Annotated in this window: 22 protein-coding genes; 14 read left to right on the top strand and 8 right to left on the bottom strand. The window is 52.6% G+C overall.

The window, feature by feature from the left end:
• The first annotated feature begins 43 nt into the window (after window positions 1-43).
• From KF784_02420 to KF784_02390, 7 genes are all read left to right on the top strand, one after another.
• Complete coding sequence (locus KF784_02420; GenBank protein ID MBX3117892.1) at window positions 44-964, top strand: prepilin-type N-terminal cleavage/methylation domain-containing protein; 921 nt, start codon at window positions 44-46, stop codon at window positions 962-964.
• A gap of 98 nt (window positions 965-1,062) precedes the next feature.
• Window positions 1,063-1,392, top strand: a complete 330-nt coding sequence (locus KF784_02415; GenBank protein ID MBX3117891.1) for a cyclic-di-AMP receptor — start codon at window positions 1,063-1,065, stop codon at window positions 1,390-1,392.
• Window positions 1,358-2,320 carry an AAA family ATPase gene (locus KF784_02410; protein MBX3117890.1) on the top strand — a complete coding sequence of 321 codons (963 nt, stop codon included), beginning with the start codon at window positions 1,358-1,360 and terminating at the stop codon, window positions 2,318-2,320. Before KF784_02415 ends, KF784_02410 begins: the two co-directional genes overlap by 35 nt.
• An 81-nt stretch (window positions 2,321-2,401) precedes the next feature.
• On the top strand, window positions 2,402-2,998 hold the full coding sequence (locus KF784_02405) for a sigma-70 family RNA polymerase sigma factor (GenBank protein ID MBX3117889.1): 597 nt from the start codon (window positions 2,402-2,404) through the stop codon (window positions 2,996-2,998).
• Window positions 2,988-3,443 (top strand): zf-HC2 domain-containing protein, encoded by a 456-nt coding sequence (locus KF784_02400; GenBank protein MBX3117888.1) that lies wholly within the window; start codon window positions 2,988-2,990, stop codon window positions 3,441-3,443. Before KF784_02405 ends, KF784_02400 begins: the two co-directional genes overlap by 11 nt.
• Window positions 3,430-4,563 (top strand): hypothetical protein, encoded by a 1,134-nt coding sequence (locus KF784_02395; protein MBX3117887.1) that lies wholly within the window; start codon window positions 3,430-3,432, stop codon window positions 4,561-4,563. The genes KF784_02400 and KF784_02395 overlap by 14 nt, the downstream gene beginning before the upstream one ends.
• 79 nt (window positions 4,564-4,642) lie before the next feature.
• Complete coding sequence (locus tag KF784_02390) at window positions 4,643-6,232, top strand: trypsin-like peptidase domain-containing protein (protein ID MBX3117886.1); 1,590 nt, start codon at window positions 4,643-4,645, stop codon at window positions 6,230-6,232.
• Window positions 6,233-6,313: 81 nt separating this feature from the next.
• Here KF784_02390 and KF784_02385 read toward each other — a convergent pair whose 3' ends face one another.
• The 3 genes from KF784_02385 to KF784_02375 form a co-directional block, all read right to left on the bottom strand.
• Entirely contained in the window at window positions 6,314-7,264 is a 951-nt protein-coding gene (locus KF784_02385; protein MBX3117885.1) for a putative sulfate exporter family transporter, read from the bottom strand.
• Window positions 7,261-7,833 (bottom strand): cysteine dioxygenase family protein, encoded by a 573-nt coding sequence (locus KF784_02380; GenBank protein MBX3117884.1) that lies wholly within the window; start codon window positions 7,831-7,833, stop codon window positions 7,261-7,263. Before KF784_02380 ends, KF784_02385 begins: the two co-directional genes overlap by 4 nt.
• 86 nt (window positions 7,834-7,919) lie before the next feature.
• Window positions 7,920-8,336, bottom strand: a complete 417-nt coding sequence (locus KF784_02375; GenBank protein ID MBX3117883.1) for a DinB family protein — start codon at window positions 8,334-8,336, stop codon at window positions 7,920-7,922.
• A gap of 284 nt (window positions 8,337-8,620) precedes the next feature.
• On the opposite strand from KF784_02375, the gene KF784_02370 reads away from it, so the two are divergent.
• Together KF784_02370 and KF784_02365 are read left to right on the top strand one after the other, a co-directional pair.
• On the top strand, window positions 8,621-9,238 hold the full coding sequence (locus KF784_02370; GenBank protein ID MBX3117882.1) for a hypothetical protein: 618 nt from the start codon (window positions 8,621-8,623) through the stop codon (window positions 9,236-9,238).
• Window positions 9,239-9,315: 77 nt separating this feature from the next.
• Window positions 9,316-9,657, top strand: a complete 342-nt coding sequence (locus KF784_02365; protein MBX3117881.1) for a hypothetical protein — start codon at window positions 9,316-9,318, stop codon at window positions 9,655-9,657.
• Window position 9,658: 1 nt separating this feature from the next.
• Here the strand turns inward: KF784_02365 and KF784_02360 are convergent, their stop codons facing one another.
• The 5 genes from KF784_02360 to KF784_02340 form a co-directional block, all read right to left on the bottom strand.
• A complete protein-coding gene (locus KF784_02360; protein ID MBX3117880.1) occupies window positions 9,659-10,708 on the bottom strand; it encodes a galactose mutarotase in 1,050 nt (349 codons plus the stop codon).
• 108 nt (window positions 10,709-10,816) lie between these two features.
• The gene (gene rplA / locus KF784_02355; protein MBX3117879.1) at window positions 10,817-11,524 is read right to left on the bottom strand and encodes a 50S ribosomal protein L1; all 708 of its coding nucleotides are present in this window, start codon (window positions 11,522-11,524) and stop codon (window positions 10,817-10,819) included.
• A gap of 141 nt (window positions 11,525-11,665) precedes the next feature.
• Entirely contained in the window at window positions 11,666-11,977 is a 312-nt protein-coding gene (locus KF784_02350) for a hypothetical protein (protein MBX3117878.1), read from the bottom strand.
• The gene (locus tag KF784_02345; GenBank protein MBX3117877.1) at window positions 11,967-12,245 is read right to left on the bottom strand and encodes a hypothetical protein; all 279 of its coding nucleotides are present in this window, start codon (window positions 12,243-12,245) and stop codon (window positions 11,967-11,969) included. Before KF784_02345 ends, KF784_02350 begins: the two co-directional genes overlap by 11 nt.
• Before the next feature lie 131 nt (window positions 12,246-12,376).
• Complete coding sequence (locus tag KF784_02340; protein MBX3117876.1) at window positions 12,377-13,042, bottom strand: LexA family transcriptional regulator; 666 nt, start codon at window positions 13,040-13,042, stop codon at window positions 12,377-12,379.
• 81 nt (window positions 13,043-13,123) lie between these two features.
• Here KF784_02340 and KF784_02335 point away from each other — a divergent pair, with 81 nt between their 5' ends.
• The 5 genes from KF784_02335 to KF784_02315 all read left to right on the top strand — a co-directional run bounded on the left by KF784_02335 (window position 13,124) and on the right by KF784_02315 (window position 16,059).
• Window positions 13,124-13,330 (top strand): hypothetical protein, encoded by a 207-nt coding sequence (locus KF784_02335; protein MBX3117875.1) that lies wholly within the window; start codon window positions 13,124-13,126, stop codon window positions 13,328-13,330.
• Between the two features lie 87 nt (window positions 13,331-13,417).
• Window positions 13,418-13,747 (top strand): hypothetical protein, encoded by a 330-nt coding sequence (locus KF784_02330; GenBank protein MBX3117874.1) that lies wholly within the window; start codon window positions 13,418-13,420, stop codon window positions 13,745-13,747.
• Window positions 13,748-13,853: 106 nt separating this feature from the next.
• Entirely contained in the window at window positions 13,854-14,354 is a 501-nt protein-coding gene (locus tag KF784_02325) for a hypothetical protein (GenBank protein MBX3117873.1), read from the top strand.
• Window positions 14,355-14,543: 189 nt separating this feature from the next.
• On the top strand, window positions 14,544-14,819 hold the full coding sequence (locus tag KF784_02320) for a hypothetical protein (GenBank protein ID MBX3117872.1): 276 nt from the start codon (window positions 14,544-14,546) through the stop codon (window positions 14,817-14,819).
• A gap of 250 nt (window positions 14,820-15,069) precedes the next feature.
• Window positions 15,070-16,059: a hypothetical protein gene (locus KF784_02315; protein ID MBX3117871.1), complete on the top strand. Its 990-nt coding sequence runs from the start codon at window positions 15,070-15,072 to the stop codon at window positions 16,057-16,059.
• The last annotated feature ends 187 nt before the right edge of the window (window positions 16,060-16,246 follow it).

The raw sequence follows: 16,246 nt of genomic DNA, 5'->3' as shown, positions 1-16,246 counted from the left end.
GAACCGTCCTAAAAGACGATGATTCCTACTAGGAGTATTACTGGTGGAGAGGATAGTTCAAGTTAGGAGAGCGTTTACCTTAATCGAACTGCTTGTGGTGATTGCAATCATTGCCATCTTAGCGGCGATTATGTTCCCCGTTTTTATCAAGGCCAAGGCCGCAGTGTTTAAGCTCAAGGGCGCAAACCAGGTTAAGCAGATGGGGATGATGAGTTCGCTTTATTCGGCGGACTACGATGAAGTTTTGTTTCCGTATCGTGTCACTGGGAGATACGGCCCAGATTGCATTGGCGATGCCTGTATCAATCCCGACTACCAGCGCGATTACAAAACACACGGGACTGCGGCTCAAGCGTGGTACGGCGGGCATGCGCGCAATGCGATGTTTTTCCACCAATTTATTGCGCCTTATGGTGAGTACGACAAGCTGTTCCGTTCGCCAGGACAACCGAGAACATGGGTTGGCGCTGACAAGGAGAACGTTTCGAGCGATGTCCCTGAATACCGCAGCTATGGTGGACAGAACTCCTATGCAGTGAACTGGTATCTGTTCACCTCTCCGATTGCGACGACTTATTCTGGTGGTGGAATTCCTACGGCAGCGATTGCCGATCCGTCGGATACGTTCTTGTATATGGATGCTTCGTACTACAACGTGCTCCCACGGGACCCGCGTCCTCTTGCTGGGAATTACTATGAGACGTGGTATGTGTGCACCGGAAACTACCCAGAGTATTGGAAGAACATTGGGAATTCATCTTTGTTTCGACCAAGTGGCGTCAAGCCGACTGACGAGGAGGCCATCCTCAACGGGCGAAAGCGTTATGATGGGCAGATCGTTATTTCTCGGGTTGACCTGAGCGTCAAGAGTTTTGAATATATGTCTGTCCTGACAAGCCTTCGAGACAAAGGCGCGGAGAGCCAGTGGGATCCGTATAAGCAGGGCACTTTGGATTGTCCTTAGAGGCACATCCCGATTTCTACCTGTGTGGACTTTCTCTTGCCATGCTGCAAGACGCTTTTCCTGGGCAGTGCGCGTGTCGACTGTTATAATAACAGCACGTGAAGCTGGTTATCGCTATCGTCCACAATCGGGATAAGGGCAAGGTCATGGATGACTTGATCCATGAGGGGTTCAAGTTCACCGTGATCGGCTCTACGGGCGGTTTTTTGCGCGAGGGCAGCACCACTTTTTTGATTGGCTTGCCTGAAGCGGACGTTGCCAACGTTCTCAAGATAGTCAGGCATCGGTGCATGTCGCGTGAACAGCTTGTGAACGTCATGCCGCTTGAGGCGGCACCGGCGGGTGCGTTTTTGGGTGACCCGGTTAAAGTGCCGGTTGGTGGTGGAGTAGCCTTTGTCCTCGACGTTGATCAATTCGAGCGATTCTAAGCTGGCTGAACTCACTGGGCTTGAGATGGCCAAGCGCGTTGTGCGCAAGGTCTGGGCCTCGGATTCGCCCGTTCATGCTGTGCTTTTTCACGGTGCGTCAGGTACTGGAAAGACCTCGATTTCTAACATTCTGGCTCAGGCTTGGATGTGTCGAGAACCTGGAGAATCGGGTGCGTGTGGCAAGTGTCGGTCTTGTGAAGCCTTTGAGCGGGAGAACTCGATCGATTTCTTTCGGATAGTGCCGGAGGGTGCTTCGAATTGGATACGAGTGAGCGCGATTCGTCGTGCTTCGATTGTCGATCCGCCCATGTCGGTTCAGGAGTTCTTGAGGACGCTCCCAATTGTTGGCGCTCGGAAGGTGATTTTGATTGAGAATGCGGATCGGATTTATCACGATGCATTCAACTCGCTTTTGAAAATGCTGGAAGAGCCACCTGCTTACGGCCGGTTTGTCCTGACGACCTCACAGCTGAGTCTCGTTCCGACGACGATACGATCAAGGTGTATTTGCGTTCAAACAGACTTCATGGGGGATGAGCTTGGGGAGGGCGCTTCATTGTGGGATCGTTTTTGCATTGCAGCGCCTGGGGAAGTGGCAGATATCCGTGCGCAGGAGCCGACTTATCGACGACTGATCGAATTTACGGAGGCCTTGCCGAACTTGCCGTTGGGCGCAGAGCTTCGCGCGGCGGAGGAGTTACGATCAATCGCGGAGGAGTATGCAGCGAAAACGGACCAGCCTATGCGGTTTTCTCAGGCAAAGGTGCTTGAGGGGTTTGCGCGATCTTTGCAGTTGATGGATGCTGCTCCAGAGTCGGTGATTGCGACTTTAGAGGCTCATCGCAGAATAATCGGCAATGCGAATGCTGGAATTGTTTTCGATGCTTTACTGTTAGAGATTGCGGTAGGTTTGGGTCGAAGCTCCTAGACAATCCACGCGATTGGTCCGGGACCATTCTTGCTTGGGAACCGTTCTTGAGCGATCCGGCGTACAATGGCTTCAACTGCGATGATTTCTAATGTAATCCGACCAGAAACCGCGACGATTGAGCAACGTCGAGAGATGTTTGAGGGGTTGATGCGTTCAACTTACCGTCAGGCATACAGTTTTGCTTGTCGTTTGACGAACAATACGTCTGAGGCTGAAGACCTCGTTCAAGAGACTTATGTTCGTGCTTTTCGATTTTTCCATCGCTACGATGACGGTTTGCCCTTTATGAACTGGCTTTACCGGATCATGGGCAATGCACACATTGATATGGTGCGTCGTCGTGGCAAGATGAAGACCTCAAGTATTGACCAGCCGAGCATCACGGGGCAGGCCTTTATTGAGATTGCAGACGATGGTCCGGCTCCGGATCGCGTGATGCTTGACGATACGATGTCGGAGCAAGTGCAGTGGGGATTGCAGGAGATGAACCCAGAGTTCCGAACTGCAGTCTTACTTGCGGATGTGGAAGGTTTGGCCTACGAGGAGATTGCCGAAGTTATGAACACGTCGGTGGGTACTGTTCGTTCGCGCATTCATCGTGGACGTCGGCAACTGAAGAAGTATTTGACTGTTCGGTGGCCGAAGCTCTATGGAGGTATGGACAATGAACTGTGACCGCGTACAGTCCATGCTGTTTAGTTTTATTGACGGTGAGCTGAGTGGACATGAGCTTCGCGTAGTTCGCGAGCATGTGTCTCGTTGTCCGCATTGTGCGCTTGAACTCGATGAGATTCGAAGCATCAAGACGATCATTGCGGAGATGCCTGCCTGCGAGCCAAGCTCCGACTTTGAGGATCGCTTGGTCATGTCTGTTCTCGGCCCCGAGCCAGTGGAAGCACGTCGGCGTGGGACTCTGAGATGGAGTGCCGGTTTGGCGGCTTGTGCGCTGTTTGGCGCGTTTGCCACGATGGGCATGATCCAGCATCAGCGTTCTCAAGAGGTTGAGCGTCAGCAAGAAGCTATCCGTCTCGAAGTCCAGCGCGATCAGGCGATGAGCGCGGGTATGGACCCGCTCAGTGGCCGCGTTGGGGTGGTCACGGCTAACTATGCCGAACGTTAATTCCCGAATTGATACGCTTGTTCGCGTCGGTGCGGCGGTTTGTCTGAACCTGCTCGCCTGTTCGCTGGCAGTGGCCGACCAAGAGAGCTCGGCGAAGTCTGTGTTCCTGAAATATATGGAGCAGGGGCGGCTTGTTGAGTACACCGCGATCCGTGTGCAGCTCTCTGGCTGTGACGACTTTGGCACTCTGCAATTGAAGGTTCAGAATAACGTCGCCGGGCAGCAGAGGATTACCGTTCTTGCTCCGATTGCGATGCAAGGGCAAGTCTATTTGGACGATAACGACCGATACGTCCAGTTTTTCCCAGATGAAAATCGGATGTTGGTCACGAAGTCGCCTTCGGCATACTTGCCAAGCCCTCGTGAACGGCTTGCGATTGCGGAGAGGAATTACCGATTCAGCTTGTCGAAGGGGCCTTCGATAGCAGGTCGTGGCGCGACTTATGTCGTTGCTACTCCTAAAGACGACGATATGCCGGTCCGTCGATTTGCCATCGACGAGAAGACGTATGTCATTTTGAAGATGGAAACGGTTCAAGGGAACAAGACCACCGTTGCTTTGGACACCCGCGCTATCGATTATAAACAGAGCGGATCTTTTGGTGAGCTACGTATTCAACCGGCAACGGGTGTGCGCACCATTACCGTTACAGAGCCCGTTCGGGTGACTTCCAATTCGATGGCAGCAGCGCTTACGGGGATTGTTCCAGTGATTCCGCAGACGCTCCCGTCTGGATTTCTTGCCAGGGAGCCCGAGATCTTGGGGACGCCGCACGAGCAGTTTATCGCCGTGCGCATTACGGACGGTCTTGCCACCGCGACTATCTATCAGTTCAGTACCAAGGGAGCCGCCCGGTTTGCTTCTTTACCTCCAGGTTCGATTGAGAGCACCTTTGGGAAGATTCGTTTTGCAGTTGCCGGTGACATTCCGAAAGCGATGATGCAGAAGCTGTTGAAGGCCTTCATTAACGAGGCTTCCAAGAGCACAAGTGCCTACGCGCCATCTACGAGGAACTCCGTAGGTGCTGGATTGCGTTTACCAGATGTAAAGACCCCTCCGCCGGTGAACTTTGGTGTGCGACCGACAATGAGCACATCACCTGAACGCGCTGGTGGTTAAGGTAAGGCCTCAAATCTTTGGTTTCGGCGAACGTATTGCCGTCATCGAACGTTTGAGTCCATAGGAGTAACATCGCACCATGAACGCTGTACCTAAAGGCAACAATTCCATTTGGCTGTTTTCTGCACTCGCAATTGTGATCGGCGGCGTGTCCATCGCGTCGATAATGGATCGGTCTTCGGCATCGCAACCTGTATCGAAGGTCGAAAGGAAGATGCCTGTTTCTGCAGCCAGTTCGACCTCGACGGCTGACATTGGCAGTCTGCAGGCACTCGATGACGCTTTTACCAGCGTTGTGGACTATGCTTCGCCTGCCGTTGTCAACATTCGGTCTACAAACACGCGAGGAGCAAGCCCTGAAGGCGACTTTGTTGGCTCGATGGGTGGAACAGGATCGGGTGTCGTATTCCGTCCTGACGGATATATTCTTACCAACGATCACGTGGTTGGCGGATTTAATGATGTTGCGGTTACTCTCAACGACGGTCGTGAGTTTAAGGGCAAAGTCGTTAGCGCTTCGGACAGCGATCTGGCCATCGTGAAGATTGAAGCGACTGATTTGCCGACGGTTAAGTTTGCAGACAGCAATACAGTGCGACCTGGTCAGCTCGCTATTGCAATTGGGTCTCCGTTCGGCTTAGAGAATTCGGTTACGATCGGACACATCAGCGCATTGAGCCGACAAAGCCAGATACCCGATACACGGCTTGGACAACTGCGCGTTTATCCGGATATGATCCAGACCGATGCATCCATTAACATGGGTAACTCGGGCGGTCCTTTGTTTAACATTCATGGCGAAGTGATCGGTATTAATACAGCGATTGTGAGTCAGACCGGGGGCAGTGAAGGGATCGGGTTTGCGATTCCGAGCAATCGGGCACGGATCGTGGCGGAGTCGTTGATTGAGAACGGAAAGGTCGTTCGCGGTTTCTTGGGAATTGGGCCGGAGAACATCAAGGAGTTTCGCAAGAAGGAGCTTGGAATAAGCCAAGGCGCTTATGTTGCGGAGCTGCCCAACGACGGACCGGCAGCAGTTGCAGGGATCAAGGTCGGGGACGTTGTGACTCGAATTGGCGACATGACGATTACGAACGAATCTGATCTGCGCAATGCGATGTATAAGTTTGCTCCGAACGAGATTGTGAAGGTCGAAGCGTTTCGGGCGGGTCAGAAGAAGGTGTATGACGTGAAGGCAGGAAGCCCGCCGTCTGCGCAGAGTCTTCGACAGCAACCCAGTCGAACACCGAGGTCCAATGTGACTCCTCCGAATATCCGCGATCTGTTTAAGGATATTCCTGAGATTCAGGATTGGTCCATGCCTAACAAGGATCAGGACTCTGATCGGGTTCCTCCCGTTCGCGAAGGTAAGGTCACTCTTGGTGTTACCGTTGACTCGGTTACGGCAACGCTTCGCAAGCAGTTCTCTATTCCTGATGAAGTTGAGGGAGCAGTTGTGACTTCTGTTCAGCCTAACTCGGTCGCGGATCGTCTGCAAATGAAGCCCGGCGATGTGATTTTGTCGCTTGCTGGCAAGACGATTAAGTCGGGTTCAGATTTGGCTGAGGCGATGAAGGGCATTCGTTGGGGCGATATGAAGCGGATTGCATTCCAGCGGTACAGCGATTCGAGCTCAATCCGCCAAGAACGCGATATTACGTTTAGGTAGTTAAGCGCAAAGCCCTCGGGCGATGGAATTCGCGCAAAGCAAACAAAGAACGAAAGGGGCGAGCCGTACGGCTCGCCCCTTTCATTGCGCTAGGAAGTTGAGACATGCGAGAGTCGTTAGGCTGATGAATGCCCAGAGCGCGATGCCCATCGCAAGTGGCCGCCAGCCGACTTTCTTTAAGGCTTCACGGGAGATGCCTCCGCCGATTAAGAACAACGTTAGCGTAAATCCGGCGACAGCGATGAGTTCTACCGGCTTCGTGTAGCTCTGCAATGCGGGCACGAGTGAGCGCAGGCCCGATGCAGCAACAAACATCAGAATAAACCAGGGGAATTTGAATCCACCCGATTGCCCTTCTTGATCTGATCGGCTTCGTGACCAGATGTATCCGATGGCGATTGCCATCGGCGCTATCCATAGGGCGCGGCTGAGTTTAACGGGCATTGCGATCTCAAGTGCATTCTGACCGTAGGCGGCGGCTGATCCAGCAACACTTGAGATGTCATGGATTGCGATGCCCGACCAGATGCCGAACGCATGCCCATCCAGTGCAAGGAGATGTCCGAGGGGAGGGAAGATGAACAGGGCGATTGCGTTTAGGAGGAAGACCGTTCCGATAGATACTGCGACATCCTCATCTTTTGATGAGAGCGTTGAGCTTACGGCGGCGATTGCTGAGCCTCCGCAGATTGCTGTGCCGGAAGAGACTAGGATTCCGATCTCTTGGGGGACTTTGAGCCACTTCCCAATAAGCCAGCCCAACCCGAATGTCGCGAGGATGGTGATGAGTGCGAATATAAAGCCTTGAGCGCCGACCTGGAGGACGGGCATGAGGTCGAATTTGAAACCCAGAAAGACGACGCTTGCCTGTAGGAGAGTCTTAGACAGCTTGCCCGAGGCTTTTGCCAGCGGGTTGCCGAAACAAAGCGCTATGGCGATTCCAGCCGCCAAGGCGATGCCTGCAGATGCCCATGGACTTACTGCGTAAGCGATAGCTAGGGTGAAGACCGCGTAGGGCCAGTATGTCTTCACTCGGTGTAGCAGAGTTCCTTTCGAACTCGTCGGAATGTGTTTTCGCCAGCAGGTTCAAACACGTTGCACCAAGTTAATTCGCCGCTGTAGACATGGATCGTCACGGTCGGCTCTTGTTCTGTATTTTCGATCGTGTGGTACTCGTAAGGTGGGATCAGGGCTCCAGCTTCGCCGACGCCAGCGTAAATCTCTTGTTGTGGCGCAAAGTGCAGCATGTCTCCATCCTCGCGGACGAGGTCGTAAGAGACGACTCGAATCCGTCCTCGATAGACGCATTCGACGCACCACTTGCCAGCGTGATCGTGGAGCTTGGTCCCTTGGCCCTTACCCCATACCATCGCAAGGATGGTGTAGCGCCCCTCTGGGTCGTTGTGCACGAGTCGTCGAGCGTATGACTCAGGGTGGGGCTTGAGGAGTTCGGCAGGGATGAAATCTTCGCCACAAGCCACGATCTGCTCTAGTGCGTCTTTAACTCGGTGGCATAGAGTGGAGCACTGCGCTTCGGCGACGGCATCGTCGAGGAGCGCGATCATTTCGTTGAGCTTCGAGTTTGGAGTAGTCGCTGCCATGGTTTACCGCCAGTAAGTTCGTCTCTTGATTATGAAGGCATTGATCGAAAGAGAAAAGCAGACACTTGAAAATCAAGCGGGAAGCACTACCAAGTTCCGACGATTTCACGCTCAATTACGTCGGCGAGCTGTTCGATGTGATAGAGGTCGTGACCTAGTAAGAGATTAGCTTGATCGGCGAGGCTTTGTGGCCCGCGCTCGGCATGCACCGCCGTCAGGTTCCAATCCTCAGCTGTGAGTGTTTCGAGCCACTTTTTCGTTTCGGCGCGAAGGGCAATGTAGCGATCAATCTCGACTCGCCAATCTTTTTGTGCGTAGTCCATGTCTAATGCACGTTGTCCTTCATCGTAGGGGACGATGGTCGATCCGGGCTGGTCTTTCGTCTGCTGCATACGCGCTCGGAGGATGGGCTCCCAGTCGGCAAGGTGAGCCACAACTTCACGGGGAGTAAATCTTCCGTCATGCGTTGGCAGGTCAATCTTTGAGGAGTGAATTTCGCTCATCAGAGCGCGAATGCCCCTGGGGCCCGCTAAAAGACCGGGCATTAGATATGGATTCATTGCTTTCACCGTAGGAACGAGTGTGGGCATTGCACGAGGAGACTGTGCCGCCCCCGCATCGTTACTGGTAGTCTACTATCAGACCGACCCGTCATGGGGGGAAGATGTCCAAAGTGAAACCAACCTATTCACGCCGTGAAGTTTTAGCAGCTGGGATGATAACCGCAGTTGCAGGACCTGCCCTGGCGCACGCGATAGGAAAGCAGAATTCAGTAGAGGAAAGAAATATGGAAACCACAATCGTTGCACCCGAACTCGTCCAAGTGCCTCAGGCAATTCCTGACAAGGTGTATACAACGGAGCGTGTTGGCATCAGTCGCAAGACGCATGACGAGCACCTCAAGCTTTGGCAGGGATATGCCAATCAGACAAACAACCTACGTAAGGCTATGTCTGAACTGGACACCGATCCAGCGAAGGCCAATCAGATCTACAGCATGATGCGCGCCTTGAAGGTTGATTACACCTTCGCTTATGAGGGCTTTATCAATCACACGGTGTACTTTGATACGCTGGGTGGCAATGGTGGCGCGGCCACTGGGAAGATCGGCGAACTGATCACGGCTGCGTATGGCAGCTTTGAAAAGTGGGCAGCCGACTTTAAGTCGACTGGCATAGCGGCCCGTGGCTGGGTTTATCTGGCATATGACCACGCCGAGAAGCGCGTGTTCAACTATATTGGCGATGCGCAGAACAGCTATCCGATATGGAATCACTCCTTGGTTTTGGCGATGGACGTGTATGAGCATGCCTATTTCCTGGACTTTGCGGTCGCCCGAGCCAAGTACATCGATGCGTATATGCAGGTGATCGACTGGGATGCGGTCAATAAGCGCATTCCTTAGGTTCGCCTAGCGGATTGTGCTGACGTATCATAGAGTCCAAGGGTGTTCCCCTTGGACTTTTTTCGTGCGAGGAGTCGATGTGGCGGGTTAAGAGCGAGGAGCCAAAAGAATATGTGGTGACTGTCGGCTTAGTAGGGCTTGAGCGTCACATCGCAAACCTGTTGCAGGTGAACATGGCGAGAAGCGCTGAGCGTGGAGCTGTCCTCGTTTCCGGTTTGAGCGAACTGCTGGAGCACTTTGTGGAGGTTGCTCCTGAAATCGTTATTTATGACCTTGACGAGTGGGAAGCGGATCAGTCTTTTCGCGACCAAATTTATGCGCTTGAGGGATGGCGTGGCGTTCGGTTGATCAATCTTCGGCTGACTGATAAGCGTGATTGGCCGCCGGGGTTTGGTGGCATGCTTGGCGGGCCGAGGTGAGTTATCGTGTGCCGAATTTGTAAAGCGTTGTTTGGCGATAGGTTTGGTCTGGCAGGAGGGTAACCGGCGGGAATTCGGGACGGTTTGGGGAGCCAGGAAAGTGTTGGCATTCTAGGCAAAGGCCTGCGTGTTGGGAGTACGACTTTCCCGCTTTACCTATGATGGTCCCGTCTAGGAAGTTGCCGGTGTAGAACTGAAGGCATATGTCGGTTGTCCAAGCTTCGAGTACGCGTCCGGTGGTGGGCTCATGGACCACGCATGCAAGTTTGGGAATACCGGTTGACTGACGATCAAGAGCGAATGCGTGATCAAATCCTGCAGGTGTGCCACCTATTCTCGCGATTCGTTCGCCGATGGTTGTGGGGGTGCGAAAATCGAGGGGCGTGCCTTCGACGGGGAGCAATTGACCGGTAGGGAGGATTTCGGGTGTCACCCCAGCGTATGTTTCGCTTTCGACAAGCAGTTCGTGGTTGAGCACCGTTCCGTTGCCAGTACCCTTGAGGTTGAAATATGTGTGGTTTGTGAGATTCAGGAGGGTTGGCGCGTCTGTGGTCGCTTCGTAGTCAAGCCTGAGCGTGTTGTCTTCAACAAGGCGATATGATGCATATACGGAGACAGTTCCCGGATATCCCTGGTCGCCATCTGGGCTGACAAGGGTGAATGCGACTCCATCTTCGAGACGGTCACTTCTCCAGAGCTTACGGTCGAAGCCCTCTTCGCCACCGTGAAGATGATGGGGAGGGGTGTTTGCAGTGACTTTGTGCTGCTTCCCACCAAGTTCAAATGTGGCATTCGCGATTCTGCCTGCTACCCGACCGACGGTGCTACCAAAGTAGGGATGTCGAGTGGCGTAATAGGGCTCAAGAGTATCAAAGCCGAGGATGATGTCGGCGAGGGCTCCTTTGTTGTCAAGAGTTGAGATTTCGATGATGGCAGCACCGTAATCCATTACGGCGACTCTGGTGCCTGCAGAGTTCTCAATGTGGTACTTGGTTACTGCCCGACCGTCGGGCAGTTCGCCGAAGGTTGAATTGGAGACGTGGACAGCCATGAGTGTTCAGTATACGGGTTTGCAGGGAATGCTCTGTGTGTGAATCAGTCTGTGACAAAAAAAGCCGAAGGCGGTTGGCCTTCGGCTTGATTTATGTTCTTGTTGGGATTAGAGCGTGAACTTGGACGCAGCGGTGGGGTCTACCTTGATCGCCGGTCCCATGGTTGAGCTGAGGGTGACGCTCACGATGTAGCGGCCTTTAGCGGTTGCGGGCTTTGCCTTAACGATGGCGTCGAGGGCAGCCTTGAAGTTCTCCTGAAGCTGACTCGCAGAGTAGTTCACTTTGCCAATGCCGAGGTGCACAATTCCGGCTTTGTCGACCCTGTATTCGACGCGGGTGGCGGCTTTGATCTCTTTTACAGCCTGACCGATCTGGTTTGTGACTGTCCCGTTTCGTTTGTTTGGTGTTTTGGGTCCGAGCATCTTTCCGATCTTTCCAATGCTTGGCGCCATATCTTCCGTGGCGAGTACGACATCAAAGTCTCGGAAGCCACCTTGGATCTTTGCGATCAGGTCATCGTCGCCGACATGGTCTGCACCGGCGGCCTCTGCTTCTTTGGCATAGTCCCCTTTGGCGAGGACGGCGATCTTCTTGTTCTTGCCTGTTCCGTGCGGCAAGCTCGTAAGACCTCGGACGTTTTGGTCGCTTTTTCGGGGGTCAATACCGAGTCGTACGGCTAAATCGACGCTTTCAACAAACTTTGCGTTTGCTGACTTTTGAACGAGGTCGAGAGCGGAGATAACGTCGTGGAGACTGTCGTCAGAATACTGTTTGGCAACTTCGACGTACCGCGGTGAACGCGGATTTTTTCGTATGTTCTTTCTCAATTTGAATCACCTGTGGTGCAGGCGGCCTTTCGGCCTCCCACGGATTGAGATTGGATAATACCCCGTTGGGGCGTTGGGGCGTTGGGGCGTTGGGGCGTTGGGGCGTTGGGGCGTTGGGGCGTTGGGGCGCTAGTGAGAAATGATATAGGCTCCTACGTCTTGTACTTCCCAGGTGGCGCCGAGTGAGGTGAGGAGTTCGACCGTGTGTTGCAAGCACTCGTTGTAAGTGTGTGCTGTGATGAGATCGGCGGTTGTTGCACGATAGGGCCGGAGTTCCCCGCCGGGCAAACGTTCGGTTAGAGATGCTTGCCACCACTTCATCATTGTGTTGAAACGAATGCGAACAAGGGTTGTGGCTCGTTGGCTTTGACAGCCGAATTGTTGATCGGACCTAAGCTCCGGCTCGTTAGATATCTGGTTTTGGCTGGGGTCAAAGCTCATCGTTCGTCTCCATGATGCGATTATCTTTCGGGTCATCTTGGTCTGAGAAACTGCCAGCAAGGATTAGATCAACAATCTCTTTGTACTGTGGAGTCTTCATCGGGCGATCGTTGCCGCTGACGACTCTTTCGTTGATGAGCATCGTTAAGAGCCCACCTGCCGTGACTCGGGTTACGATGGGGCAATCGAGCAGGGAGGCTTCGAACATGAGCGCTAAGGATGCTTCGAGAATCTCGGCTCGTGAGTATCTTTCAAGGAGAAGCGTCATCGTAGACCCTCCTTTAGACACTGAAGCCATATTTGGATGGATGCAGGCATTGGTTGTCTCCTGTTTGCAGTAGTTCTGCGCATAGAGATATGTTACCAAAAATCTTCACAAAATGTGACCCTTTTTCACATTTATCGAAAACGCCACATAAAACCATATGGATATTCACGTGTATCGACAATGCCACGTTCTTGGTGCCTTATACGCCGGATGCAAACACCCTTGACCTTCCAGCCATCGGCATCTATAGGTTGGTATTCGGAGTTTATCGGCCATAGTTCGAATTTGCCATCGATTTGACGGACGACCTTGAAGGAGTCTTCTCCATCGTGGAAGGCGTGGACGCCGTGACCAATTTCGTACCTCCGATTTTCGAAGATGGCGATGTCTCCTTCCTCGAATTCTGGAGCCATGCTTTCGCCGGTGATGACTCGTCCCCACCGTTCGAATGAGGCTCCCCATTCGGGCATTTCAATATAATCAATGGCATCGGCGATGCTATAGGAGGGTTGGCCAGCGGTGATAGCCCCGTAGATCGGGACCATGCGGTGACCCGTTCGGGCGACGGGAATTTCTTGCCCCACATTGATGATTTCGAAGTTACGAGCGGAGTCTTCAATCCCTGACATTTGCATGACCGTCTGCATCTGCTCCCAGACCGGCAAAGGCGGTTTTGATCGATTGACTTCGTATTGGGCTAGCCGCTCTCGAGTAATGCCGAGTTTATCGGCAAGTTCGTGCTGAGTCCACCCCTTGGCCTTCCGGGCTGCTTTGATCATTTCGCCATGTGTTGACATCAAGGGGATTGTAACATATTTTCTGTGACGTTATCTCATTTTTCTGTCACATTTACAAAATTTTTTGTCTATAATGTGACCATGGCTAACACAGTCGCAAGAACAGATACCAATCCGAACCGTCGAAAGCTGACCAAGCAGGAGGAGCTCTATGTGCACCGCTCGGTGACAACGGGCGAATCTACAAAGGAGGAGCTAGCTGTGCGGTTTGGTGTTCATTTCAACACTATCGGCAACATTGTCAGGCGTCAGGAGGAGCGCCGCCGAGCCATTGAGGGTGAAGTATAGCTTGATGAGCCTCGTGGAGGATTTGCTATACGAGGCTCGAGCTCTTTTTAGGTTTCGCTTATTCATTCCTAAGGGGTGGAGGGAACGATGAAGACAGAAAGATACTCGGACGCGGAGTCCGTTGAGGGTGCTCTTTTTGGGCAAGCCGTTATCGACAAGCAGCCTCATGACCTTGACGAAGACCAAATGGTTGAACTGCTTGTGAAGCTGGCCCCTGTAGTAAACAGCTATGGAATTGGGCAGGTGACACGAGCTATGAAGATCTTCTGCTGCTCATCGGCTCGCCTGCTTGAGGAGCAGGATGCAGAGACGGAGCCGCAAGTTGCGATGATGCTTGCTGTTGAGGGCTTTGAAGCGATTGAGGAATTGCTTGAGCCGTTTAAGGTTGCCTTTTTGAGTCGTGAGATTGAGGGTTAATCGTATTGCCCGGACAAGTTCCCGCAACCGGATTGACAGGACACATCGGCTTGTATGTCGGTGTGCTTGTTTTTGAGAGAAGTTAATAGAAGATAAGAGACCGAGCGTGGAGACGATGCTATTGCGTTGGGGGATGGTGAAACGGGTTCGCGCAGTCACGGGTGATGACACAGCTTTGCCGAAATCCTCTGACATGGAGATCTTTGGGAATGCGCCCGGAGCATCGTTTTCGGGGAGGGAAACTCTGAAGGCGCTTGCATTGGATGCAGCAGAAATTGATTCTGAGATTCGGTCTGCGAAGGCTCCGATGCTTGAAAAGATGCTTTGGGCTAAGTATGTGTATGGATGGGAAGAAGTCGAACTGACTGAGGACGCTGTGATGCCAAAGTCTGGTGAGACTCTGCAAATTTCGACGGGTAGAAGCACTTACCGCTTTACGTTTGAACTTGACCGATGGGCTCGTGACCTTGCCTTTGATGAAATGTCACAAGTGTCCGCTAGTTTTGGAGTTCCAAATTGGTACTTTGCTGATCGGGCTTTACGGTTTTTTCAGTGGAGGTTAGCAAGAAGCAAAAGTTGGAAATGCTTTGAGAAAAAGCCATTGTGACAAGTAACCAATCTTGTCAAACTATCGTATAATAGTTTTGTAGGCAGGCGTTCTTGCATCTGGCAGGAGCGCCTTTTTGTTTGTCTACACCTTCGTTCCTCCCCTCAAACAATGGGCCGTCAAAAATGACCGTGGCGGCCCTATTACTCTGCAAATGATTGTAACTGCTGTTGCGGGCTTGGTGATTGAATGACGACTGCTGAGAGCAAGAAGCTTGAGAAAGTTGTGACTTATGGGCCCTTCTTTTGGACTGTCGGCGTGGCCGTGATCTCTGCTGCATTTGGAATAGGCGCGACCTTTACAAGTATGCGAGCTGGTCAGGAGGAGGCTAAGGCCAAGATTGAAAAGTTAGAGGAGAGACTTGGCAGGTTTGAAGATTTGATGAGGGATGTACGCGAGAGGACAGTTCGGACTGAGGAGCAGGCGAAGGCAATTCGGGATCTGGTGGAGCGGATAGCGAAATAGTTATATGTGAGTGTTGCGTAGGCTTTGTGGCTACTTATGCTGGATAAATGGATCCGTTGCGATATCAAGGGCATGTTAGGTGAGTTTTATGGGCAATCAACAATCAAATCTGGGGCGAAGTCAGGGCAAGTCGTTCATGGGGCCAGTGTATGTGAATCCCTCGGCTCCGATTCGCCCCAGTATTCTTGATCTGCCAGGACAGATTCGAGCTCAAAGGGCTAAGGCAGATCCACAAGAACTTGCAGGGGCGATGGAGATCGTCAGAAGCAAAATCTCTGACCTCAAGACTTTGAAGATGGTGCAGGATTATCTTGCTGCACAGGGGCCAAGGGTTGCACCTGAGAGGCTAAAGCGGGTTCTAAACCTTATCGACGATAGGCGGTTTGAAGATATTGCTTACTGGCACGCCGGTTATGTGCACGAGGCCAAGATGGGCGTACCGGCACAACTTCGCAATACAGAAATTCAGCTCAGGATTGCTCCTGTTACGCCACATCAAAGGCAGCAGCGACAATTACAACTTTCAAATGCGAAGACAGAGGCGCATGATCGGAAAACTCGGCCCGGAACTCTTGAATATTCAATGAAGCAGGTCATGGCTGTGCTGCCAGGGCTTGAGGGGAAGAACCGCCAATATGTAAAGGACTTCCTGTTTGGTGCAGGCGGGATGAGCCAGGTTCCTCAGGAAGCTATAAGAGCAGCCATTGACCTTGCTCGAAGGGGTGAATTCGGAGAGCTCAAGCGGCTCGGTGGCCAATTGGGCGCGAGTCGCGATCCGGGAAGAATTGCCCGCAAGTTTTACGAGAGCGGGTACCACGTTGGTCATCTTCTACAGGGTGCACAGTCCATGCGTCATGCCGGCATTTCGGAAGTGGCGCTGGTACGTAATGGGCAAGGTAAATATGTCCTCTATGGAGATGCCCTTAACGACCTTGCAAAGCGAACTGGGTTTTCTCAGGGTGAGCTTCATCGCCTTTTATCTGGCCAAAGTGAACTGAAGCAGCTTTATGGTGTCCTCAAGGAGATTGCAGGCGAGCAGTTCTCCAGTGATAAGAATTGGGGTCTTACAGAACGTGACCTTGCTTACGGCGAGCAAAAGGGAACTCTTGGTGATGATTTTTTCACAGGAGTTCTAAGACACACGATCCGGAACAACCCTGACCTGCATTTGTTAGGCGATGCAGAGACGGGTTGGAGGTATTTCTCTCAAGGCTATAACGACCCGACGGGGCTTTACTAAGCTCTGTCGATTCTCGCCGTCCGGAGGAATTGGCGGAGTGGGAGAAGGTGCTGCGATTTGGCTTGAACAGCGCTATCCAGTTTGCGGCACCTGCTGGGGCTGGACGTCTTCTAAATTATTCAACAAAAGCTTTATCGGCTGCACCTAAGATCAGCTCGGCTGTTCAGAAGGCTTCTGAGGGCCTTAG

It is taken from the genome of Fimbriimonadaceae bacterium (genome assembly GCA_019638775.1).
Taxonomy (GTDB): Bacteria; Armatimonadota; Fimbriimonadia; order Fimbriimonadales; family Fimbriimonadaceae; genus JAHBTD01.
The sequence above is the reverse complement of the archived record's forward strand: the minus strand, read 5'-3'. Positions and strand labels throughout refer to the sequence as shown.